The 20,702-nt window shown below is 60.7% G+C and carries 20 protein-coding genes; 10 read left to right on the plus strand and 10 right to left on the minus strand.

Annotated features, from left to right (window positions below; genetic code table 11):
- Positions 1-43: 43 nt before the first annotated feature.
- The gene (locus tag ACV8MC_RS07735) at positions 44-499 is read left to right on the plus strand and encodes a YaiI/YqxD family protein (RefSeq protein WP_041476910.1); all 456 of its coding nucleotides are present in this window, start codon (positions 44-46) and stop codon (positions 497-499) included.
- 104 nt (positions 500-603) lie between these two features.
- Here ACV8MC_RS07735 and elbB read toward each other — a convergent pair whose 3' ends face one another.
- Positions 604-1,272, minus strand: a complete 669-nt coding sequence (elbB, locus tag ACV8MC_RS07740) for an isoprenoid biosynthesis glyoxalase ElbB (RefSeq protein ID WP_016772616.1) — start codon at positions 1,270-1,272, stop codon at positions 604-606.
- A 167-nt stretch (positions 1,273-1,439) separates the two neighbouring features.
- The gene (locus ACV8MC_RS07745) at positions 1,440-2,099 is read right to left on the minus strand and encodes a DedA family protein (protein WP_056791681.1); all 660 of its coding nucleotides are present in this window, start codon (positions 2,097-2,099) and stop codon (positions 1,440-1,442) included.
- A 207-nt stretch (positions 2,100-2,306) separates the two neighbouring features.
- Here ACV8MC_RS07745 and hemB point away from each other — a divergent pair, with 207 nt between their 5' ends.
- Both hemB and ppk1 read left to right on the plus strand, forming a co-directional pair.
- The gene (gene hemB, locus ACV8MC_RS07750) at positions 2,307-3,320 is read left to right on the plus strand and encodes a porphobilinogen synthase (RefSeq protein ID WP_041476908.1); all 1,014 of its coding nucleotides are present in this window, start codon (positions 2,307-2,309) and stop codon (positions 3,318-3,320) included.
- Positions 3,321-3,338: 18 nt separating this feature from the next.
- Positions 3,339-5,564, plus strand: a complete 2,226-nt coding sequence (gene ppk1, locus ACV8MC_RS07755; protein WP_101161521.1) for a polyphosphate kinase 1 — start codon at positions 3,339-3,341, stop codon at positions 5,562-5,564.
- A 244-nt stretch (positions 5,565-5,808) separates the two neighbouring features.
- Here the strand turns inward: ppk1 and ppx are convergent, their stop codons facing one another.
- From ppx to ACV8MC_RS07780, 5 genes are all read right to left on the minus strand, one after another.
- On the minus strand, positions 5,809-7,311 hold the full coding sequence (gene ppx, locus ACV8MC_RS07760) for an exopolyphosphatase (protein WP_041476907.1): 1,503 nt from the start codon (positions 7,309-7,311) through the stop codon (positions 5,809-5,811).
- A 206-nt stretch (positions 7,312-7,517) separates the two neighbouring features.
- On the minus strand, positions 7,518-8,255 hold the full coding sequence (locus ACV8MC_RS07765; RefSeq protein WP_256807805.1) for an amino acid ABC transporter ATP-binding protein: 738 nt from the start codon (positions 8,253-8,255) through the stop codon (positions 7,518-7,520).
- Positions 8,242-8,892, minus strand: a complete 651-nt coding sequence (locus tag ACV8MC_RS07770; protein ID WP_122705602.1) for an amino acid ABC transporter permease — start codon at positions 8,890-8,892, stop codon at positions 8,242-8,244. The genes ACV8MC_RS07765 and ACV8MC_RS07770 overlap by 14 nt, the downstream gene beginning before the upstream one ends.
- Positions 8,889-9,557 carry an amino acid ABC transporter permease gene (locus tag ACV8MC_RS07775; RefSeq protein ID WP_016772622.1) on the minus strand — a complete coding sequence of 223 codons (669 nt, stop codon included), beginning with the start codon at positions 9,555-9,557 and terminating at the stop codon, positions 8,889-8,891. Before ACV8MC_RS07775 ends, ACV8MC_RS07770 begins: the two co-directional genes overlap by 4 nt.
- A gap of 21 nt (positions 9,558-9,578) precedes the next feature.
- A complete protein-coding gene (locus tag ACV8MC_RS07780; protein ID WP_041476905.1) occupies positions 9,579-10,364 on the minus strand; it encodes a transporter substrate-binding domain-containing protein in 786 nt (261 codons plus the stop codon).
- Between the two features lie 256 nt (positions 10,365-10,620).
- Between ACV8MC_RS07780 and ACV8MC_RS07785 the strand changes: the two genes are divergently transcribed.
- From ACV8MC_RS07785 to ACV8MC_RS07810, 6 genes are all read left to right on the plus strand, one after another.
- Positions 10,621-11,328, plus strand: coding sequence for a FadR/GntR family transcriptional regulator (locus tag ACV8MC_RS07785; RefSeq protein ID WP_457264949.1), 708 nt, complete (start codon positions 10,621-10,623; stop codon positions 11,326-11,328).
- 120 nt (positions 11,329-11,448) lie between these two features.
- Positions 11,449-11,778, plus strand: coding sequence for a thioredoxin TrxA (trxA, locus tag ACV8MC_RS07790; protein ID WP_003206727.1), 330 nt, complete (start codon positions 11,449-11,451; stop codon positions 11,776-11,778).
- 248 nt (positions 11,779-12,026) lie between these two features.
- Complete coding sequence (gene rho / locus ACV8MC_RS07795; RefSeq protein ID WP_003229334.1) at positions 12,027-13,286, plus strand: transcription termination factor Rho; 1,260 nt, start codon at positions 12,027-12,029, stop codon at positions 13,284-13,286.
- A 239-nt stretch (positions 13,287-13,525) separates the two neighbouring features.
- Positions 13,526-14,992 (plus strand): 4-hydroxy-3-polyprenylbenzoate decarboxylase, encoded by a 1,467-nt coding sequence (ubiD, locus tag ACV8MC_RS07800; protein ID WP_039757427.1) that lies wholly within the window; start codon positions 13,526-13,528, stop codon positions 14,990-14,992.
- On the plus strand, positions 14,992-15,960 hold the full coding sequence (locus ACV8MC_RS07805) for a CDP-6-deoxy-delta-3,4-glucoseen reductase (protein WP_353188335.1): 969 nt from the start codon (positions 14,992-14,994) through the stop codon (positions 15,958-15,960). Before ubiD ends, ACV8MC_RS07805 begins: the two co-directional genes overlap by 1 nt.
- A gap of 184 nt (positions 15,961-16,144) precedes the next feature.
- Positions 16,145-16,813, plus strand: coding sequence for a gamma-glutamylcyclotransferase (locus ACV8MC_RS07810; RefSeq protein ID WP_024014748.1), 669 nt, complete (start codon positions 16,145-16,147; stop codon positions 16,811-16,813).
- Here ACV8MC_RS07810 and glpT read toward each other — a convergent pair.
- Together glpT and ACV8MC_RS07820 are read right to left on the minus strand one after the other, a co-directional pair.
- Positions 16,789-18,138, minus strand: a complete 1,350-nt coding sequence (glpT, locus tag ACV8MC_RS07815; RefSeq protein WP_024014747.1) for a glycerol-3-phosphate transporter — start codon at positions 18,136-18,138, stop codon at positions 16,789-16,791. The genes ACV8MC_RS07810 and glpT overlap by 25 nt on opposite strands.
- 257 nt (positions 18,139-18,395) lie before the next feature.
- Complete coding sequence (locus tag ACV8MC_RS07820) at positions 18,396-19,373, minus strand: NADPH:quinone oxidoreductase family protein (RefSeq protein ID WP_039757431.1); 978 nt, start codon at positions 19,371-19,373, stop codon at positions 18,396-18,398.
- A 150-nt stretch (positions 19,374-19,523) separates the two neighbouring features.
- Here ACV8MC_RS07820 and ACV8MC_RS07825 point away from each other — a divergent pair, with 150 nt between their 5' ends.
- Positions 19,524-19,931 (plus strand): flagellar basal body-associated protein FliL, encoded by a 408-nt coding sequence (locus ACV8MC_RS07825; RefSeq protein ID WP_056791694.1) that lies wholly within the window; start codon positions 19,524-19,526, stop codon positions 19,929-19,931.
- 141 nt (positions 19,932-20,072) lie between these two features.
- On the opposite strand, the gene ACV8MC_RS07830 is transcribed toward ACV8MC_RS07825, so the two are convergent.
- On the minus strand, positions 20,073-20,525 hold the full coding sequence (locus tag ACV8MC_RS07830) for an EVE domain-containing protein (protein WP_457264950.1): 453 nt from the start codon (positions 20,523-20,525) through the stop codon (positions 20,073-20,075).
- Between the last annotated feature and the right edge of the window lie 177 nt (positions 20,526-20,702).

The raw sequence follows: 20,702 nt of genomic DNA on the forward strand, positions 1-20,702 counted from the left end.
CTGTGGGAGCGAGCCTGCTCGCGAATTTTTTGGAGGCAAGAACATGCGTGTATGGATTGATGCCGACGCCTGTCCACGGGCGGCGAAGGATCTTGTAGTGAAATTCGCCCTCAAGCGCCAGTTCGAAGTGGTGCTGGTAGCCGGGCAGCCGCAGACCAAGCCGGGGCTGGCCATCGTCAAACTGATCGTGGTGCCGAGCGGGCCGGATGCGGCGGATGATTATCTGGTCGAGCACGCCGTGCCGGGCGAGCTGGTGATCTGCAGCGATATTCCGCTGGCCGATCGGCTGGTCAAGAAGGGCGTGGCGGCACTGGATCCGCGCGGCAAGGAGTTCGATGCGCAGAACATGGGCGAGCGGCTGGCGGTGCGGAATCTGTTCACCGATCTCAGGGAGCAGGGCCAGATGAGCGGCGGCCCGGCGCCGTTTGGCGAGCGCGAGAAGCAGGCGTTTGCCAATGCGCTGGATCGGATTCTCACCCGGCTCACCCGCAAGCCCTGAAAAGATCGCAGCCTGCGGCAGCTCCTACAGGGGCGGTGTATGCCGCAATATCACGGCGCGACACGAAACCTGTAGGAGCTGCCGAAGGCTGCGATCTTTTGATTTCAAGCGTCGTTTTCGTGGGTCAGTTCGAGCACGCGGTCGACCAGTTTGTTGATCCCCGAAGCCGCTTCACTGATGGTCTGCGCCAGCATGTACGCCGGGGTGGTGACCAGTTTGCGCGCCTTGTCTTCGACGATTTCCGTCACGGCGCACTCTTCGTGGGTGGCGCCCATTTTGTTCATGGCCGCAGCGGTGTCGGCGTCGTTGCCGATGGTGCAAGTCACCCCCGGGCCATAGATTTTCGCCGCCAGCGCCGGTGAGATGCAGATCAGCCCGACCGGTTTGCCCGCTTCGGCAAATGCTTCGGCCAGGGCTAGCACTTCAGGTTGTACGGTGCAGCCGGCGCCTTCGATGGCGAAGTTCGACAGGTTCTTTGCCGCGCCGAAACCGCCGGGCACGATCAGTGCGTCGAAATCCTCGACATCGGCGTCGCGGATATCCTTGACGTTGCCCCGGGCAATCCGCGCCGATTCCACCAGTACGTTGCGCGATTCCGGCATTTCTTCGCCGGTCAGGTGGTTGATCACATGCAATTGCGCGATGTTTGGCGCGAAGCACTGCACCTGTGCGCCGCGCTGGTCGAGGCGCAGCAGGGTGATGACACTTTCCTGGATTTCGGCGCCGTCGTACACGCCACTGCCGGACAGGATCACTGCAACTTTTTTGCTCATGGGCTTCTCTCCAGATTCATGGCGCTCAATGTCCCTTAAATCGTCGCGCGTGGCCATAGGGGCATGGCTGGCGCGCGCGGGAACAGAGCGCTCTCTCAATGGATCGCAACGGCGGCGGGGTGTTCATTATTTGCCTGGAATGCGCGTGGCAGCCGCCAGCGAATGGCTTATTCGGCTGGCGTTTTCGGTCCGGCAGGAGGGGTCGCTTCGGCCTGACGCAATTGCTCGGCCTCGGCGGCCTTGGCGAGCTGCTCGTCCTGATAGATTTTCTTTGCCAGTTGCGCATTCTTGAAGCGGCGCCGCAGCCACAGGCCCAGCCCGAGGATCAGCAAGGCGCCGAGCACCCACAGCTCGTACTTCTTGATGCTGCCGAGCATGCCTTCCAGCACTGCGCCGAAGTGGTAAGCCGCCGCAGCCAGTGCGGTGGCCCAGATCGCCGCGCCGATACCGTTGAGCAGCAGGTAACGTCCCGGTGGATAACCGGACAGGCCGATCGCCACCGGCATCACGGTGCGCAGGCCATAAACGAAGCGGAAGCTCAGGACCCAGATGTCCGGATGTTTGCGGATGTGCTCCAGCGCGCGGTCGCCCATCATCTGCCAGCGCGGCTTGCGCGCAAGCAATTTGCGCCCGTGCTTGCGCCCCAGGAAGTACCACAGCTGATCGCCGGCATAGCTGCCGAAGAACGCCACAACCACCACCAGGTTGATGTCCATGTATCCACGAAACGCAAGGAAGCCTGCGAGCACCAGAATGGTTTCGCCTTCGAAGAACGTGCCGAGGAACAAGGCAAAGTAGCCAAAGTCGTGCAGAAATTGTTGGAGCATTGTCTGGGTGCTGGCGAAATGAACGCGCAGCCTAACCCTTCGGGCACATTCATGAAAGTGTCCAAATGTGTCTCGACGTGAACATTTCCTACATCGACAATGGATTGCGGCTACCTGTCACAGAGCACACATAACTGTCATCTGTTAGTCATAATGGCCGTCTATAACTGTCACGCTCGCCCGTTTGCCCGGGCTCAGGAGTCTGCCGTGAGCTTTACCCCCGCCAATCGTCTGTTCCCAGCCACTCGTCTGCGTCGCAATCGTCGTGATGATTTTTCGCGGCGGCTGGTGCGTGAAAACGTATTGACGGTCGATGATCTGATTCTGCCGGTGTTCGTGCTCGACGGTGAAAACCGCCGCGAAGCCGTGGCCTCGATGCCGGGCGTCGAGCGACTGACCATTGATCTGCTGCTTGAAGAAGCGGCGAAATGGGTCGAGCTGGGCATTCCGGCGCTGGCGCTGTTCCCGGTCACCCCGCCTGAACTGAAATCCCTCGATGCTGCCGAAGCGTGGAATCCCGAAGGCATCGCCCAGCGCGCCACTCGCGCCCTGCGTGAGCGGTTCCCGGAGCTGGGCGTGATCACTGACGTGGCGCTGGACCCGTTCACCACCCACGGTCAGGACGGCATTCTCGACGAAGACGGCTACGTGCAGAACGACATCACCGTCGATGCGCTGGTGCGTCAGGCGCTGTCCCATGCTGAAGCCGGCGCGCAGGTGGTGGCGCCATCGGACATGATGGACGGCCGCATCCAGGCGATTCGTGAGGCGCTGGAAATTGCCGGCCACGTCAACGTGCGCATCATGGCCTACTCGGCCAAGTACGCCAGCGCCTACTACGGCCCGTTCCGCGATGCCGTGGGTTCGGCGTCGAACCTCGGCAAGGCCAACAAGGCCTCTTATCAGATGGACCCGGCCAACAGCGACGAAGCGCTGCACGAAGTCGGTGCCGACTTGTCCGAAGGCGCGGACATGGTCATGGTCAAGCCGGGCATGCCCTACCTGGACATTCTTTTTCGCGTCAAAGATGCCTTCAAGGTGCCGACCTTCGTCTATCAGGTCAGTGGCGAATACGCCATGCACATGGCCGCTATCCAGAATGGCTGGTTGAGCGAAGCGGTGATCCTCGAGTCACTGACCGCCTTTAAACGTGCCGGTGCAGATGGCATCCTGACTTACTTTGCCGTTCGTGCCGCTCAATTGTTACGAGAGCAGAAATAGCCCTCCCAGGAACATTCCATGAATACCGAAGGACTCACTGAAGTTGCCGTAAAAGAAGCTCAGCCGGTGGTCGAGCAAATCACCGAGACCCCGCCGGAACTGGAGCCTGCGCCACCCGCGCCGGTTGCCGAAACCGCTGCGGCGGTGCCGGCGATCGCCATCCCCGGCCTGGATGACAGCAGCCTGTACATCCACCGCGAGCTTTCGCAATTGCAGTTCAACATCCGCGTGCTGGAACAGGCGCTGGACGAGTCCTACCCGTTGCTGGAGCGGCTGAAGTTCCTGCTGATCTTCTCCAGCAACCTCGACGAATTCTTCGAGATCCGCGTCGCCGGGCTGAAAAAACAGATCACCTTCGCCCGTGAACAGGCCGGTGCTGACGGCTTGCAGCCGCATCAGGCGCTGGCGCGGATCAGCGAGCTGGTCCACGGTCACGTCGACCGCCAGTACGCGATCCTTAACGATATTCTGCTGCCCGAGCTGGAAAAGCATCAGGTGCGCTTCATCCGTCGGCGCAACTGGACAACCAAGCTCAAGACTTGGGTACGCCGCTATTTCCGCGACGAGATCGCGCCGATCATCACCCCGATCGGCCTCGACCCGACGCACCCGTTTCCGCTGCTGGTGAACAAGAGCCTGAACTTCATCGTCGAGCTCGAAGGTATCGACGCCTTCGGTCGCGACTCCGGTCTGGCGATCATTCCGGCCCCGCGTCTGCTGCCCCGGATCATCAAGGTCCCGGAAGAAGTCGGCGGTGCCGGCGACAACTATGTGTTCCTGTCGTCGATGATCCACGCCCACGCCGATGACCTGTTCCAGGGCATGAAGGTCAAAGGCTGCTACCAGTTCCGTCTGACCCGAAACGCCGACCTGGCGCTCGACTCCGAAGACGTCGAAGACCTCGCCCGCGCCCTGCGTGGCGAGTTGTTCTCGCGGCGCTACGGTGACGCGGTGCGTCTGGAAGTTGCCGACACCTGCCCGAAACACCTCTCGGACTACCTGCTCAAGCAGTTCAACCTGAGCGAGACCGAGCTGTATCAGGTCAACGGCCCGGTCAACCTGACGCGCCTGTTCAGCATCACCGGTCTGGACAGCCATCCAGAGCTGCAATACACGCCGTTCACCCCGCAGATCCCGAAACTGCTGCAGAACAGCGAAAACATCTTCAGTGTGGTCAGCAAGCAGGACATCCTCCTGCTGCACCCGTTCGAGTCGTTCACGCCGGTGGTCGACCTGCTGCGTCAGGCCGCGAAAGACCCGCATGTATTGGCCGTACGGCAAACGCTTTACCGCTCCGGCGCCAACTCGGAGATCGTCGATGCGCTGGTCGACGCCGCGCGTAACGGCAAGGAAGTCACGGCGGTGATCGAGCTGCGCGCGCGCTTCGATGAAGAATCCAACCTGCAACTGGCCAGTCGTCTGCAAGCGGCCGGTGCGGTGGTGATCTACGGTGTGGTCGGCTTCAAGACCCACGCCAAGATGATGCTGATCCTGCGCCGTGAGGCTGGCGAAATCGTCCGTTATGCGCACCTCGGCACCGGCAACTATCACGCCGGCAACGCCAAGCTCTACACCGACTACAGCCTGCTCACCTCCGACGACGCCTTGTGCGAGGACGTCGGCAAACTGTTCAGCCAGTTGATCGGCATGGGCAAGACGCTGCGCATGAAAAAGCTGCTGCATGCGCCGTTCACCCTGAAGAAGGGCATGCTCGACATGATTGCCCGCGAAACCCAGTTTGCCCTCGAAGGCAAACCGGCGCACATCATCGCCAAGTTCAACTCGCTGACCGATCCGAAGATCATCCGCGCGCTGTACAAGGCCAGCCAGTCCGGCGTGCGCATCGATCTGGTGGTGCGCGGCATGTGCTGCCTGCGTCCGGGCATCGCCGGGGTCTCGCACAACATTCATGTGCGCTCGATCATTGGCCGCTTCCTTGAGCACACGCGGGTGTTCTACTTCCTCAACGGCGGCGACGAGCAGATGTTCCTCTCCAGCGCCGACTGGATGGAGCGCAACCTCGACAAGCGCGTCGAGACCTGCTTCCCGGTGGAAGGCAAGAAACTGCTGACTCGGGTCAAGAAGGAGCTGGAGCTGTACCTGACCGACAACACCCACAGCTGGAGTTTGCAGTCGGACGGCCGCTACATCCGCAACACACCCACCGGCAACCAGAACCCGCGCAGTGCCCAGGCGACGTTGCTGGAGCGGCTGGGCAGCCCGATATTGCCTGTCAGCAGTTAAGTGCCGAAGGTCAAAAGCCCCTCACCCTAACCCTCTCCCGGAGGGAGAGGGGACTGACCGAGGTGTCTTGCGTCATACACTGACCTGAAATACCTGATCGAATCTGGCCTCAACGCTAGTACAAATCGGCTCCCTCTCCCTCGGGAGAGGGCTGGGGTGAGGGGAGAGCTACACCGCCGCTCTCAAGCCAAACCCAATAAAAAGGCGATCCTAACGGATCGCCTTTTTTGTGCCAGCCAGTTACTCAGTGCACCGTGAGGACAATTCCAACCCGCGTCAGCCAATCCGCTTCCAGGCCGAAATCCGCCTGAGTCAGCTGATTTTCATCCAGCCAGTTCTCCGGGAATTCCACATCGAGATGGTCGCCATTGGCATGCAGCGCCACCTGCGGCATCGCCTGGGTTCCGCGAATGTGATGGAACAGAATGGCAAACCGCAGCAGCACGCACAGGCGAATCAGTTTGATGCCGTCATCGCCGAATTCGGCAAACTTGTCCTTGGGAATATTGCGCCGGTGCCCGCGCACCAATAGCGCGAGCATCTGCTGGTCTTCTCGCGAGAAGCCTGCCAGGTCGGAGTGCTCGATGAGGTAGGCGCCATGCTTGTGGTAGTGATAGTGAGCGATGTCGAGGCCGACTTCGTGGACCTTCGCCGCCCAGCCGAGCAGTTCGCGCCAGATGCCGTCATCCAGTTCCCAGTCGACAGCAACCTGATCGAACGCGTGCAGGGCCTTGCGCTCGACCCGCGCTGCCTGTTCCAGGTCGACGTGATAGCGCTCCATCAGCGAGGTCAGGGTGCGTTCGCGCACGTCTTCATGGTGATGGCGGCCGAGCAGGTCGTAGAGCACGCCTTCGCGCAGCGCGCCTTCGCAATGGTCCATGCGTTGCAGTTCGAGGGCGTCGAAGATTGCTTCGAGAATCGCCAGGCCCGCCGGAAAGATCGCCCGGCGGTCAGGCTTGATGCCTTCGAAATCGATCTTGTCGGCGTCGCCGAGCTTGAACAGCTTGCGCTTGAGCCACGCCAGGCCTTCGGCGTTGACCTCGCCGCTGCCGTGGCCGCCAGCCTTCAAGGCCAGGCCGATGGCGCGAATCGTACCGGAGGAGCCGATGGCTTCATCCCAGGTCAGGCGATGCAGGGCGTGCTCAATGCTCATGATCTCCAGGCGCGCCGCCGTGTAGGCCTGGGCGTAGCGCGCCGGGGTGATCTTGCCGTCCTTGAAATAACGCTGAGTGAAACTCACGCAGCCCATTTGCAGGCTTTCGCGCAATAAAGGCTCGAAGCGCTGGCCGATGATGAATTCGGTGCTGCCGCCGCCGATGTCGGCGACCAAACGTTTGCCTGGGGTGTCAGCGAGCGTGTGCGAAACGCCGAGATAGATCAGGCGCGCTTCTTCACGGCCGGAAATGACTTCTACCGTGTGGCCGAGGATTTCTTCGGCGCGGCGGATGAATTCGCCACGATTGCGCGCTTCACGCAGGGCGTTGGTGCCGACGATGCGCACGGCGCCGAGCGGCATACCGTTGATCAGTTGGGCAAAGCGCTTGAGGCAATCGAGGCCGCGCTGCATCGATTCTTCGTTGAGCTGGCGCGCGTCGTCGATGCCGGCGGCCAGTTGCACCTTCTCGCCGAGGCGCTCGAGGATGCGGATTTCGCCGTTCTGGGCCTTGGCCACGACCATGTGAAAGCTGTTGGAGCCCAGGTCGATTGCGGCGATCAGGGACAGATTCTTGGCTTGGGATTGCGGCATGGTCAGGGGTCTCGGTCGATAACCCCGACATCGTGCCACGATCAAACGCTGGCGCCAACGCGCATGGTTCAAACCGTTGATTCAGCGCAGAAAGTCTGGGGATCGCGACGCGGCCATTCGCGAGCAGGCTCGCTCCCACAGGTGAACGCATTCCCATGTGGGAGCGAGCCTGCTCGCGAAGAGGGCATCACTGCTTCAGAAAATCTTCAGGCTGTCGCTTCCACCGTGCCAATAAAGTTCGCCAGCTCGACCGTCTGCGGATTGGCAAACAACACCTTCGGATCGCCCACCTCATGCACCTTGCCATGGTGCATGAACACCAGTTTGTCGCCCACCTCTCGGGCAAAGCGCATCTCGTGGGTGACCATGATCAGCGTCATGCCTTCCTTGGCCAATTGCCGCACCACGCTGAGCACTTCATTGACCAGCTCAGGGTCCAGCGCCGAGGTGATTTCATCGCACAGCAGCACCTTCGGCGACATCGCCAAAGCCCGGGCGATCGCCACCCGTTGCTGCTGACCACCGGACAAACGGTCCGGGAAGGCATCGAATTTCTCCCCGAGCCCGACTCGCTCGAGCATTTCGCGCGCCAGTTCGGCTGCCTTGGCCTTGGGTACTTTCTGCACCACTTGCGGCGCGAGCATGACGTTTTCGCCGACGGTCAGGTGCGGGAACAGGTTGAACTGCTGGAAGACCATGCCGACCTTCTGTCGCAGGCTGCGCAGATCAGCGCGGGCGGCGTCGAGGTATTCGCCGTCGACTTCGATCACGCCATCGTTGATCGATTCCAGGCCGTTGAGCGTGCGCAACAGGGTCGATTTGCCCGAGCCGCTGCGGCCGATGATCGCCACGACCTGGCCTTCCTCGACGCTGAGATCGATGCCTTTGAGTACGTGGTGATCGCCGTAGTATTTATGCAGGGCGGAAATTCTAAGCAGAGGCATGCAGTCTCCTTTCCAGGTAGCGCGCACTGAGGGACAAGGGGTAGCAGAGCAGGAAGTAGCCGAGGGCGACGAGGCCGTAGACCATGAACGGTTCGAACGTGGCATTGGCGAGCATGCCGCCGGTCTTGGTCAGTTCGGTGAAGCCGATGATCGAGGTCACCGCTGTGCCTTTGACCACTTGCACCGAGAAGCCCACGGTCGGCGCCACGGCGATGCGCAGCGCTTGCGGCAGGATCACGTAGCGCAACTGCTCAAGCGGATTGAGCGCCAGGCTCGACGAGGCTTCCCACTGACCGTGGGGAATGGCCTCGACGCAACCGCGCCAGATCTCCGCCAGATAGGCGCTGGTGAACAAGGTCAAAGCGATCGCCGCGGCCATCCACGGCGAAATCTCGATGCCGGCCAGCGCCACGCCGAAGAACACCAGAAACAGTTGCATCAACAGTGGCGTGCCCTGAAACAGTTCGATCCAGGTGCGGGCGATGCTGCTTGATAGCGTGTTCTTGGAGATGCGCATCACCAGAATCAGCAGGCCGACGAGGCCGCCGCCAATGAACGCCACCAGTGACAGCGCCAGGGTCCATTGCAGGCCGGTGAGCAGGTTGCGCAGGATGTCCCAGAAAGTGAAATCGCTCATTGGCTGCTCCTCGCAATGAACCGGCGGCCGAACCAGTTGAGCAACTGGCGGATCAGCAGCGCCATGCACAGATAGATCAGGGTGGTCAGCGCATAGGTTTCAAAGGCGCGGAAGTTGCGCGACTGAATGAAGTTGGCGGCGAAGCTCAATTCTTCCGTGGCGATCTGCGAACACACCGCCGAACCGAGCATGACGATGATGATCTGGCTGCTTAGCGCCGGCCAGACCTTGCCCAGCGCGGGCAGCAGGACGACGTGGCGGAACGCTTCGAAGCGGGTCATCGCCAGTGCCGCAGCCGCTTCCAGTTGCCCGCGCGGAATCGCCTGGATGCCGGCGCGGATGATTTCGGTCGAATAGGCGCCAAGGTTGATCACCATCGCCAGCACCGCCGCCTGCCACTCGGAGATCTGCATGCCGAGCGACGGCAGGCCGAAGAAGATGAAGAACAGTTGCACCAGAAACGGCGTGTTGCGGATCAACTCGACGTAGACGCCGAAGATCGCCGAGAACGGGCGAATCTGCCACGCTCGCACCAGCGCGCCGACAATGCCCACGCCGACCCCGAGCAGCGCGCCGATGGCGGTCAGCTCCAGCGTGAACAGTGCGCCGCGCAGCAGCAGGTCGGTGTTTTCCACCACCGGCAAAAAATCGAACTGATAAGCCATGAACGTCTCCCGCGCAGTCGATCAGAGATCGGCCGGCAGCGGCTCTTTCAGCCAGGTCTGCGAGTTCTTTTCCAGTGCGCCGTCAGCCTTGGCGGTGTTGAGGATGTCGTTGACCTTGGCCAGCAACGCCGCTTCGTTCTTGTTCACGCCCACGTAGACCGGGGAATCCTTGAGCTTCACCTTCAGCGCCGGCACGCGCTTGGGGTTCTTCTCGCTGATGGCCACCATCACCACGTTGCCGCTGGCAATCAGATCGACCTGGCCTGCCAGATAAGCAGCGATGGTCGAGTTGTTGTCTTCGAAACGTTTGATGGTCACGCCTTCGGGGGCGACTTTGCTCAGCTCGATGTCTTCGATGGCGCCCCGGGTGACGCTGATGGTCTTGCCTTTGAGGTCGTCGAGGCTGGTGATCGCAGCGTCTGGCGGACCGAACACGGCGAGGTAGAACGGCGCATAGGCGCGGGAGAAGTCGATGACCTTCTCGCGCTCGGGGTTTTTGCCGAGGCTGGAGATCACCAGATCGACTTTGCCGGTGGTGAGGAACGGGATGCGATTGGTGCTGTTGACCGGGGTCAGTTCGAGTTTGACCTTGAGTTGGTCAGCGAGCAGTTTCGCTGTGTCGATATCCAGGCCGCGCGGCTTCATGTCCGGGCCGACCGAGCCGAACGGCGGGAAGTCCTGGGGCACGGCAACTTTCAGCGTGCCGCGTTTGACCACGTCGTCCAGACCGTCGGCGTGAGCGGGGGCCTGGCACAGCAGCAGGCCGGCAAACAGGGAAGCGAGGAGGGCGCTGTAACGCTGGGTCATGGACAATCTCCGGATCGGCGGGAAGTGGTTGCTGCGATCGGACAGAGCATGGGCCGTGCCAACAGGCGGATTTCGCCCCGGCAGGCCGCGGCATCAGCGGCTTGGTTCGGTCTTACTGGTCTGAACAGTCAACTCGGTTTTCGCACTGCGATGGCGCATCGGCAGTGCGCGCCGAACCCCGCTGGGGCACGACTTGCCGGACTCGACGAATAGCTTTACAACTAGCCGCACCTTGGCCCTGACGCGTCCGCACATCATGAATTCGATCTCCCGCGCCGTACCCGAAGTGGCGCTGCAAGCGATCCGCAAACTGATCACCGAACAGGGCTTCGGTGCCGGCGACGCGTTGCCTTCGCAACGGGATCTGGCGCTGCAACTGGGCGTCAGTCGGGCATCGTTGCGTGAAGCGCTGTCGTCGCTCAGTGCACTGGGCGTGGTCAGCATTCAGCCGGGCAAGGGCGTGTTCGTGCAGTCGCCGGTCGAATTGTCGCGCGGCGACAACGCGCCAGGCTGGTCGTTTGCGGCGCAGGCATCGCCGCTGGATATCTTTCAATTGCGCTATGCGCTCGAAGGGTTTGCAGCAGGTTTGGCGGCAGTGACGTTGAGCACGTTCGATCTGGATGCGCTGGAAGACAACGTTGCGGCCATGCGCGAGCAATTGAAGCTCGGCGACTTTGAGGCAGCGGCGAAACTCGACTTCGAATTCCACCGGCGCATCCTTCTTGCCAGCGGCAATCAGGCGATGCTGAGCATCCTCACCGCCAGCGCCGAGATCTTTCTCGAGAGCCAGAAACTGCCGTTCATCCGCGCCGAGCGCGCCATGGAAACCTGGCAGGAACACCGCAAGATCCTCCGTGCCCTGGCCCGCCGTGCGTCGGGAGCAGCGCAAAAAGCCATGCGGGAACACGTGCGCAACGCCGCCCTGCGTACTGGAATCGCCTTCATCGCTCCCGCCACGGCGTGAGTTGAGCTATACCCAAACTCATCAAGGGCCATAGCAACACTCAATCATCTGCGGCTTCCTGAACAAGGGAAGGGCGGCTATGATGGGCCACGTTTTTTTGCTTACAACCTGGAGAATTCCATGAGCAGCGATCTGATCAAACACGTTAGCGACGCTAGCTTCGAAGCCGACGTACTCAAGGCCGAAGGCGCTGTCCTGGTCGACTACTGGGCTGAATGGTGCGGCCCTTGCAAAATGATCGCACCGGTTCTGGACGAGATTGCCGAGACTTACAAAGGCAAGCTGACCGTCGCCAAACTGAACATCGACGAAAACCAGGAAACCCCGGCCAAGCATGGCGTGCGTGGTATCCCGACGCTGATGCTGTTCAAGAACGGCAACGTTGAAGCGACCAAGGTCGGCGCACTGTCGAAGTCGCAGCTGGCGGCGTTCCTCGACGCCAACATCTGAGCGTCGCAGTAAAACGCTGAAAAAAAGCCCCGCAAATCGCGGGGCTTTTTGCGTATTCAGGGCTAGACGCTCCGAAACTCAGGTGGTACATTCGGCCCCGCACTGGTTTCTCCAATGCCCCCTGCTAGCCGTCGCCGACGCACTCCTTTTCGAATTAGTTCGCGATCCTGTCGCCTTCTCCGCGGCGCGGCCTCATTAAGCCAAAAGCTTAATTTCCCCCCCTCCATAAATGATTACGTCATTCCTATATGAATCTGACTGAACTCAAGCAAAAGCCGATTACCGAACTGCTCGAATTGGCCGAACAGATGGGCATAGAAAATATGGCCCGTTCGCGCAAGCAGGACGTGATTTTCTCCCTGCTCAAAAAGCACGCGAAAAGCGGCGAGGAAATCTCCGGTGATGGCGTGCTGGAGATTCTCCAGGACGGCTTCGGCTTCCTGCGCTCCGCAGACGCTTCCTACCTCGCCGGCCCTGACGACATCTACGTCTCGCCGAGCCAGATCCGCCGCTTCAACTTGCGCACCGGTGACACCATCGTTGGCAAGATCCGGCCTCCGAAGGAAGGCGAGCGGTACTTCGCCCTGCTCAAGGTCGACACGATCAACTTCGATCGTCCGGAGAACGCGAAAAACAAGATTCTCTTCGAGAACCTGACGCCGCTGTTCCCGACGGTGCGCATGAAGATGGAAGCCGGCAACGGTTCCACCGAAGACCTCACCGGTCGCGTGATCGACCTGTGTGCACCGATCGGCAAAGGCCAGCGTGGTCTGATCGTCGCACCGCCGAAAGCCGGTAAAACGATCATGCTGCAGAACATCGCAGCGAACATCGCCCGTAACAATCCTGAAGTTCACCTGATCGTGCTGTTGATCGACGAGCGTCCGGAAGAAGTGACCGAAATGCAGCGCACCGTGCGCGGCGAAGTGGTTGCCTCGACCTTCGACGAGCCGCCGACCCGTCACGTGCAGGTTGCTGAAATGGTGATCGAGAAGGCCAAGCGTCTGGTCGAACACAAGAAAGACGTGGTGATCCTGCTCGACTCCATCACCCGTCTGGCCCGTGCCTACAACACCGTGATCCCGAGCTCCGGCAAGGTATTGACCGGTGGTGTCGATGCCCACGCCCTCGAGAAGCCGAAGCGTTTCTTCGGTGCCGCGCGTAACATCGAAGAAGGCGGCTCGCTGACCATTATCGCCACCGCGCTGGTTGAAACCGGCTCGAAGATGGACGAAGTGATCTACGAAGAGTTCAAGGGTACCGGCAACATGGAGCTGCCTCTGGATCGCAAGATCGCCGAGAAGCGTGTGTTCCCGGCCATCAACATCAACCGCTCCGGCACCCGCCGCGAAGAGTTGCTGACCGCCGACGACGAACTGCAGCGCATGTGGATTCTGCGCAAGCTGCTGCACCCGATGGACGAAGTCGCCGCCATCGAGTTCCTGGTCGACAAGCTGAAAACGACCAAGACCAACGACGAGTTCTTCTTGTCGATGAAACGCAAGTAATACGCTGGCGTTTCAACAAAGGACGCTCCCGCGAGGGGGCGTTTTTTTTTGCCCCGAAAAATCTCGCGCCCATCACGGATATCTGTTGATGGGCCGATTCTGCGGCGTCGGCAGCGCACTCCCGAGTTCAATACCTGCTCCTTACCGGCAGCGCGCGGGCCACAATCGAGCAATGACGGGCTGCTGTTTGCCCCTCAGAGCAGGTAGGATGTACGCCTATTTTGAGGGTGCCATCGTCAATGAAATTCAAGGATCTTCGGGATTTCGTGCAGCAGCTTGAGCAGCGCGGAGAGTTGAAACGCATCCAGATTCCCGTCTCGCCGGTGCTGGAGATGACTGAGGTGTGCGACCGCACGCTGCGGGCCAAAGGCCCGGCACTGTTGTTCGAGAAACCCACCGGTTATGACATTCCGGTGCTTGGTAACCTGTTCGGTACCCCCGAGCGCGTGGCCATGGGCATGGGCGCCGAGTCGGTCAGCGAGCTGCGCGAAATCGGCAAGCTGCTGGCCTTCCTCAAGGAGCCGGAGCCGCCGAAGGGCTTGAAGGACGCGTGGTCGAAACTGCCGATCTTCCGCAAGATCATTTCGATGGCGCCGAAAGTCGTCAAAGACGCGGTGTGCCAGGAAGTGGTCATCGAAGGCGACGACGTCGATCTGGCGATGTTGCCGGTGCAGACCTGCTGGCCCGGCGACGTTGGCCCGCTGATCACTTGGGGCCTGACGGTCACCAAAGGCCCGAACAAGGAACGCCAGAACCTCGGCATCTACCGCCAGCAAGTGATCGGCCGCAACAAGGTGATCATGCGCTGGCTCAGCCATCGTGGCGGCGCTCTCGACTTCCGCGAGTGGTGCGAGAAGCACCCGGGCCAGCCGTTCCCGGTGTCCGTGGCCCTTGGCGCCGATCCGGCGACGATTCTCGGTGCCGTGACGCCGGTGCCGGACAGCCTCTCCGAATATGCTTTCGCAGGGCTCTTGCGCGGCAACCGTACCGAACTGGTCAAGTGCCGTGGCAACGATCTGCAAGTACCGGCCACCGCCGAAATCATCCTTGAAGGCGTGATTCATCCGGGCGAAATGGCCGACGAAGGCCCTTATGGCGACCACACCGGTTACTACAACGAAGTCGACAGCTTCCCGGTGTTCACCGTCGAGCGCATCACCCACCGGATCAAGCCGATCTATCACAGCACCTACACCGGCCGTCCGCCGGATGAGCCGGCGATTCTCGGCGTGGCGCTGAACGAAGTGTTCGTGCCGATTCTGCAGAAGCAGTTCCCGGAAATCACCGACTTCTACCTGCCGCCGGAAGGCTGCTCGTACCGCATGGCCGTGGTGACGATGAAGAAGTCGTATCCGGGGCATGCCAAGCGCGTGATGCTCGGTGTCTGGTCGTTTTTGCGACAGTTCATGTACACCAAGTTCGTTATCGTCACTGACGACGATATCAACGCCCGCGACTGGAACGACGTGATCTGGGCTATCACCACGCGCATGGATCCCAAGCGCGATACGGTGATGATCGATAACACGCCGATCGACTACCTCGACTTCGCTTCGCCGATTTCCGGCCTGGGCTCGAAAATGGGCCTGGATGCCACCCACAAGTGGCCGGGCGAAACCACTCGCGAGTGGGGCCGCGTGATCGTCAAGGACGACGCCGTCACCCAACGGATCGATGCCATCTGGAATCAGTTAGGAATAGATTGATGCGTGTAACCCTGCAGCCTTCCGGAGCAGTGCTCGAGATACAGCCCGGTGAGCGGATTCTCGACGGTGCGCGGCGCCTGGGCTATGACTGCCCGCAAAGCTGCCGCAACGGCAATTGCCACGTGTGTGCAGCGCTGCTGGTGGAGGGCCGCGTCGAGCAGGCCGGCAAAGTCCACGACCATGGCGAGTTCTACACCTGCATCGCCGCACCGCTGGAAGACTGCGTGCTGTTGTGGGATGGCGTGCTCGCACTGGGTGAGCTGCCGGTGCGTAGCCTGTCGTGTCAGGTCATCGAGTGCCGCGAGGTCGGCGGCGATACCTGGCGCGTGCGTCTGCGGGCACCAGCGGGCAAGCCGCCGCGCTATCACGCCGGGCAATATTTGATGATCGAGCGTGAGAACGGTGAGAAATCGGCGTTCTCCATGGCTTCGGCACCCCACGGCGGGCGTGATCTGGAAATTCATGTGCTGGCGCGCGAAACCAGTGCGTTGAGCCTGATCGAGCAGCTGCAACGCAACCCGCTGGTACGTGTCGAGTTGCCGTTTGGTGACACACATCTTGCGGAGCTACCCGACGGTCCGCTGGTGTTGATCGCCGCCGGCACCGGCATGGGCCAGATTCACAGTCTGATCGAACATTGCCGCGCCAAAGGCTTCAAGCATCCAGTGCATCTGTATTGGGGCGTGCGCCGTCCCGAAGATTTTTATCAGATCGAGCACTGGGACGAATGGCTGAAGCTGCCCAATCTGTTCCTGCACAAGGTAGTCAGCGACCAGTGCGGCTGGGAAGGGCGCTGCGGGATGTTGCACGAGGCAGTTTGCGAGGATTTCCCCGATCTGAAGCCGCTGCACGTCTATGCCAGCGGTTCGCCGGCGATGGTCTACGGCACGCTGGACGCGCTGGTCGAGGCGGGGATGGATGCGCATCAGATGCGCGCTGATGTGTTCGCCTACGCGCCGCGCTCCTGAGACTTATAACTTGGTATATAGCCGATCGGTATTTACCCTAAACAGTAAATATCGCTAGGTTATATATGAATCAGGCAATTAATCAGTGGCACTTAATTTGCCTTAAAACATATGTGCCTTATTGTTACAACGGTGCGTTCTATTAAGTAATTCTTCACCCGCGGGGAGCTGAACGCTATTCGCCATGAGCGCCATTGAAAACGCAATTCTGAACCTGGCTTACCCTCCGCGGCTCGATCTTGGGCCGCAGCTGACGCACGAACAACTTCTCGCTTCCATGCAATCGACCATGGCACGCCACAAGGGCGGGCCGGTGTGGCTGTTCGCCTATGGCTCGCTGATCTGGCGGCCGGAATGCACGGCGGTCGAGCGCATGCGCGGTCGCGTGCATGGCTATCATCGCGGCTTGTACCTGTGGTCCCACGAGCATCGGGGTACCCCGGAAATGCCCGGTCTGGTGTTCGGTCTGGATCGCGGCGGTTCATGCAGCGGTTTTGCCTACCGCTTGCCGGAAGACAATCTCGATACCGCGCTGTACGCCCTGTGGAAACGTGAGATGCCGTTTCCGTCGTATCGTCCGCACTGGCTCAATTGCCGGCTCGAAGATGGCACTCAGGTGCAGGCCTTGGGCTTCGTTCTTGAGCGCCACCTGCCGAGCTACGCCGGCAACTTGCCGGATCATGTGCTCAGCCAGGTGTTCGCCAGCGCGAGCGGGCGTTACGGCACCACTCGCGATTATGTCGAGCAGACCGCGCACGCCCTGCGCAGCCACGCCATGCCGGATCGAAATCTGGAGGCGCGGCTCAAGCGCTGTAAATCACACAGCGATCAGGCGACCGCTTCACGGCTCTGACTGGCGACTTGCTTGTGCCACAGCGTTGGCGCAAGGAAGGCCATCGCCAGCAGGCAAGCGCCGACCAGCAGCACGAAACCGCCATCCCAGCCGAAGTGGTCAACGGTGTAGCCCATCGCCGCACTGGCCGCGACCGAACCCCCCAGATAACCGAACAGACCGGTGAAGCCCGCTGCAGTACCGGCGGCTTTCTTCGGCGCCAGTTCCAGCGCTTGCAGGCCGATCAGCATCACCGGGCCGTAGATCAGGAAGCCGATCGACAGCAGGGCGATCATGTCGACCATCGGATTGCCGGCCGGATTGAGCCAGTAAACCAGGGTCGCGACAGTCACCAGGGCCATGAACACCATGCCGGTCAAACCACGGTTGCCACGGAAGATCTTGTCTGACATCCAGCCGCACAGCAGCGTGCCCGGGATGCCTGCCCACTCGTAGAAAAAATAGGCCCACGAGGTCTTATCCACGGTGAAGCCCTTGGCTTCCTTCAGGTACGTCGGCGCCCAGTCCAGCACGCCGTAGCGCAGCAAGTAGACGAAGACGTTGGCCAGAGCGATGTACCAGAGCATTTTGTTGCGCAGCACGTATTTGACGAAGATTTCCTTGGCGCTGAATTCGTCTTCGTGGCTGGCGTCGTAGCCTTCCGGGTAGTCGTTCTTGTACTGCTCGATCGGCGGCAGGCCGACCGATTGCGGGGTGTCACGCATGGTGATGAAGGCGAATACCGCTACGCCCAGTGCGACTGCTGCCGGGACGTAAAACGCCGCGTGCCAGTCGTTGAACAGGCCCATGCCGATCAGGAACAGCGGGCCGATCAGACCGCCGCCGACGTTATGCGCCACGTTCCACACCGACACCACGCCACCGCGTTCCTTCTGCGACCACCAGTGCACCATGGTCCGCCCGCTCGGCGGCCAGCCCATGCCCTGCGCCCAGCCGTTGATGAACAGGAGAATGAACATCATCGTCACGCTGGACGTTGCCCACGGCGCGAAACCGAAAATGAACATCACCCCGGCCGAGACCAGCAGACCGAACGGCAGGAAGAAGCGCGGGTTGGAACGGTCGGACACCAGGCCCATGAGGAACTTCGACAGGCCGTAAGCAATAGCGATCGCCGACATTGCCAGACCAAGGTCGCCACGGCTGTAGCCTTCGTCGATCAGGTACGGCATGGCCAGGGAGAAGTTCTTGCGCAGCAGGTAGTAACCGGCGTAGCCGATAAAGATACCGGCGAAGATCTGCCAGCGCAGGCGGCGGTAGGTGCTGTCTATTTTTTCTTCAGGCAATGGAGCCTGATGTGCGGCAGGACGAAAGAAAGCAAACATTCAAGAGCTCCAGTTTTCTTGTTTTGACTGCGGATGCGAATGTTACAGTTTCGTTACCGAAAATAGCATCGCTTCACGTCGGCAAAACAGCGGAAATTTGGGCAGATGAACGTTCCTTTATGAACATGTCGCTCTGAGACAAGTACGCGGCGCTGAGGGAATGGTGGCTCGGGTGGGTTTCTGCGGTTTGACGCATGGGAGAGGCAGATCTCAGCGCTAAAGCGATCCGGATTGCTGCTCCGGATCGCTCCATGTTGTTAACGAACCTGAACGACAACCTTGCCCACAGCCTTGCGCTGGCCAAGATCATCGATCGCCTGCGCGGCATTGCTCAGCGGATACACCTGCGACACCAGCGGTTTGAGCTTGCCCTCGGCAAACCAGGCGAACAGCTGCTGGAAGTTGGCTGCATTGTCCTGTGGCTGGCGTTGGGCAAAAGAACCCCAGAACACGCCGAGTACCGCCGCGCCCTTGAGCAGGGCGAGGTTGACCGGCAGTTCCGGGATGCGTCCGCTGGCGAAGCCGACCACCAGCAGGCGGCCGTTCCAGGCGATGGCGCGGATGGCCTGGTCGAACAGGTCGCCGCCGACCGGGTCGTAGATCACGTCGGCGCCCTGGCCGTCGGTGAGGCGTTTGATCTCGTCCTTGAGGCTGGCTTCGCTGTAATTGATCAGCTCATCGGCGCCGGCAGCCTTGGCCACCGCGAGTTTCTCGGCGCTGCTGGCGGCGGCGATCACGCGGGCACCCATGGCTTTGCCAATCTCCACGGCGGCGAGGCCGACGCCGCCCGACGCGCCGAGCACCAGCAGGGTTTCGCCCGGTTGCAGGTTGGCGCGTTGCTTGAGCGCGTGCATCGAGGTGCCGTAGGTCATGCTGAATGCAGCGGCGATGTTGAAATCCATCGACGGCGGAATCGGCAGGACGTTGTAGCCCGGCACCGCCACCTGCTCGGCAAAACTGCCCCAGCCAGTCAGGGCCATGACCCGGTCGCCGACTTTCAGATGGCTGACCTTTTCCCCGACTTCACGCACCACGCCCGCCGCTTCACCGCCCGGCGAAAACGGGAAGGGCGGTTTGAACTGGTACTTGCCCTCGATGATCAGCGTGTCCGGGAAATTGACTCCGGCAGCGTGCACGTCCAGCAGGATTTCATTCTTCTTCGCGACAGGACTGGCGACGTCTTCCAGCACCAGCGATTCGGCAGGGCCGAAGGCTTTGCACAGCACGGCTTTCATCAGGGCTATTCCTTTGGGAGTGATGGCCGATAAGTGTAGGTGTGTGAATCAACGGGTCAACGAGCATGCCCGGCCCTGATAGTCAGCCATAAGCTTGTGCTTGCGCGGCGGGTCGTTATGCTAGGCCGCAAACCGGATAAGGAGCGAATTGTGAAAGCGTGGATCATGTTATTGCTGGCCCTGTCTCTGCCTGTGGCAGCACTGGCCGAAGAAGCCAAAGAAGGCGAGGCGCCGAAGGTCAATTACATCACCCTGAGCCCGCCGTTCGTCGGCAACTATGGCCTGGACGGCACCGCCAAGCTCAAGGTCTACAAAGCCGATGTGGCATTGCGTGTGACTGGTGAGGAGGCGACCAAACTGGTCAAGGCCAACGAGCCGCTGATCCGCAATCAGCTGGTGGCGTTGTTCACTCAGCAGTCGACCGAGGCGATGGGCAGCATCGAGGGCAAGGAAAAGCTGCGTCAGGAAGCGTTGAAGCAGACCCAGCAGGTCATGAATGACGAGACCGGCAAGCCTGTTGTTGAGGATCTGTTGTTCAACAACCTGATCATTCAGTAAGTCATTCGCTGTCCGGGCAGGCCCCTTCGCGAGCAGGCTCGCTCCCACAGGGTTATTCGGTGAATGCAAAAATGTGCATCACCACCAATCCACTGTGGGAGCGAGCCTGCTCGCGAAAGCTATTTATCAGGCAAAAATGAATCAGGGTTTGAGCGCGATAACTGCCGCCCACTGCTCCGTCGTCACCGGCATCACCGACAACCGCGAGCCCTTCTGCACCAGTGGCATTTCTGCCAGCGCCGTCTGCTGCTTCAGATAATCGAGCTTCAACACCCGCGCAAACGTCTCGACATGCTCGACATCGATCGCGCTCCAGGCATTTTTCTCCGGCGTAGCTTTCGGATCGAAGTAGTGACTGTCTGGCTCCAGCGCCGTCGGATCGGGATACGCTGCTTGGATAATTTTGCCAATCCCGGCAATCCCCGGCTCGGGGCAGCTGGAATGGTAGAAAAAGAACTCGTCACCGACCGCCATCGCCCGCAGGAAATTGCGCGCCTGATAGTTGCGAACCCCGTCCCAGCGCGCCTTGCCGAGCTTTTCCAGACCCTTGATCGAGAGTTCGTCGGGCTCTGATTTCATCAGCCAGTAGGCCATGTCGTGTGCTCCTGAAGCGGTCATTGGGCAGGTTGTCGGGCAATTTTATGACAAACCGACAGTCGGTTGACGTCAGCGTTTGCGCACAGGTTCACGTTGCCGCAAAATGCCGGCCTTTAAAGCTTGACGCTGCTGCACGGCCTACGAACGGAAACCGCTGCTGTCATCGTGATGATG

The organism is Pseudomonas sp. PK-RTE-24, from assembly GCF_054052265.1.

Coding starts and splice junctions, on each gene's coding strand:
- ACV8MC_RS07735 (WP_041476910.1), top strand. CDS start 44: ATGCGTGTATGGATTGATGCCGACGCCTGTCCACGGGCGGCGAAGGAT.
- elbB (WP_016772616.1), bottom strand. CDS start 1,272: ATGAGCAAAAAAGTTGCAGTGATCCTGTCCGGCAGTGGCGTGTACGAC.
- ACV8MC_RS07745 (WP_056791681.1), bottom strand. CDS start 2,099: ATGCTCCAACAATTTCTGCACGACTTTGGCTACTTTGCCTTGTTCCTC.
- ppk1 (WP_101161521.1), top strand. CDS start 3,339: ATGAATACCGAAGGACTCACTGAAGTTGCCGTAAAAGAAGCTCAGCCG.
- ppx (WP_041476907.1), bottom strand. CDS start 7,311: ATGCCGCAATCCCAAGCCAAGAATCTGTCCCTGATCGCCGCAATCGAC.
- ACV8MC_RS07765 (WP_256807805.1), bottom strand. CDS start 8,255: ATGCCTCTGCTTAGAATTTCCGCCCTGCATAAATACTACGGCGATCAC.
- ACV8MC_RS07770 (WP_122705602.1), bottom strand. CDS start 8,892: ATGAGCGATTTCACTTTCTGGGACATCCTGCGCAACCTGCTCACCGGC.
- ACV8MC_RS07775 (WP_016772622.1), bottom strand. CDS start 9,557: ATGGCTTATCAGTTCGATTTTTTGCCGGTGGTGGAAAACACCGACCTG.
- ACV8MC_RS07780 (WP_041476905.1), bottom strand. CDS start 10,364: ATGACCCAGCGTTACAGCGCCCTCCTCGCTTCCCTGTTTGCCGGCCTG.
- ACV8MC_RS07785 (WP_457264949.1), top strand. CDS start 10,621: ATGAATTCGATCTCCCGCGCCGTACCCGAAGTGGCGCTGCAAGCGATC.
- trxA (WP_003206727.1), top strand. CDS start 11,449: ATGAGCAGCGATCTGATCAAACACGTTAGCGACGCTAGCTTCGAAGCC.
- rho (WP_003229334.1), top strand. CDS start 12,027: ATGAATCTGACTGAACTCAAGCAAAAGCCGATTACCGAACTGCTCGAA.
- ubiD (WP_039757427.1), top strand. CDS start 13,526: ATGAAATTCAAGGATCTTCGGGATTTCGTGCAGCAGCTTGAGCAGCGC.
- ACV8MC_RS07805 (WP_353188335.1), top strand. CDS start 14,992: ATGCGTGTAACCCTGCAGCCTTCCGGAGCAGTGCTCGAGATACAGCCC.
- ACV8MC_RS07810 (WP_024014748.1), top strand. CDS start 16,145: ATGAGCGCCATTGAAAACGCAATTCTGAACCTGGCTTACCCTCCGCGG.
- glpT (WP_024014747.1), bottom strand. CDS start 18,138: ATGTTTGCTTTCTTTCGTCCTGCCGCACATCAGGCTCCATTGCCTGAA.
- ACV8MC_RS07820 (WP_039757431.1), bottom strand. CDS start 19,373: ATGAAAGCCGTGCTGTGCAAAGCCTTCGGCCCTGCCGAATCGCTGGTG.
- ACV8MC_RS07830 (WP_457264950.1), bottom strand. CDS start 20,525: ATGGCCTACTGGCTGATGAAATCAGAGCCCGACGAACTCTCGATCAAG.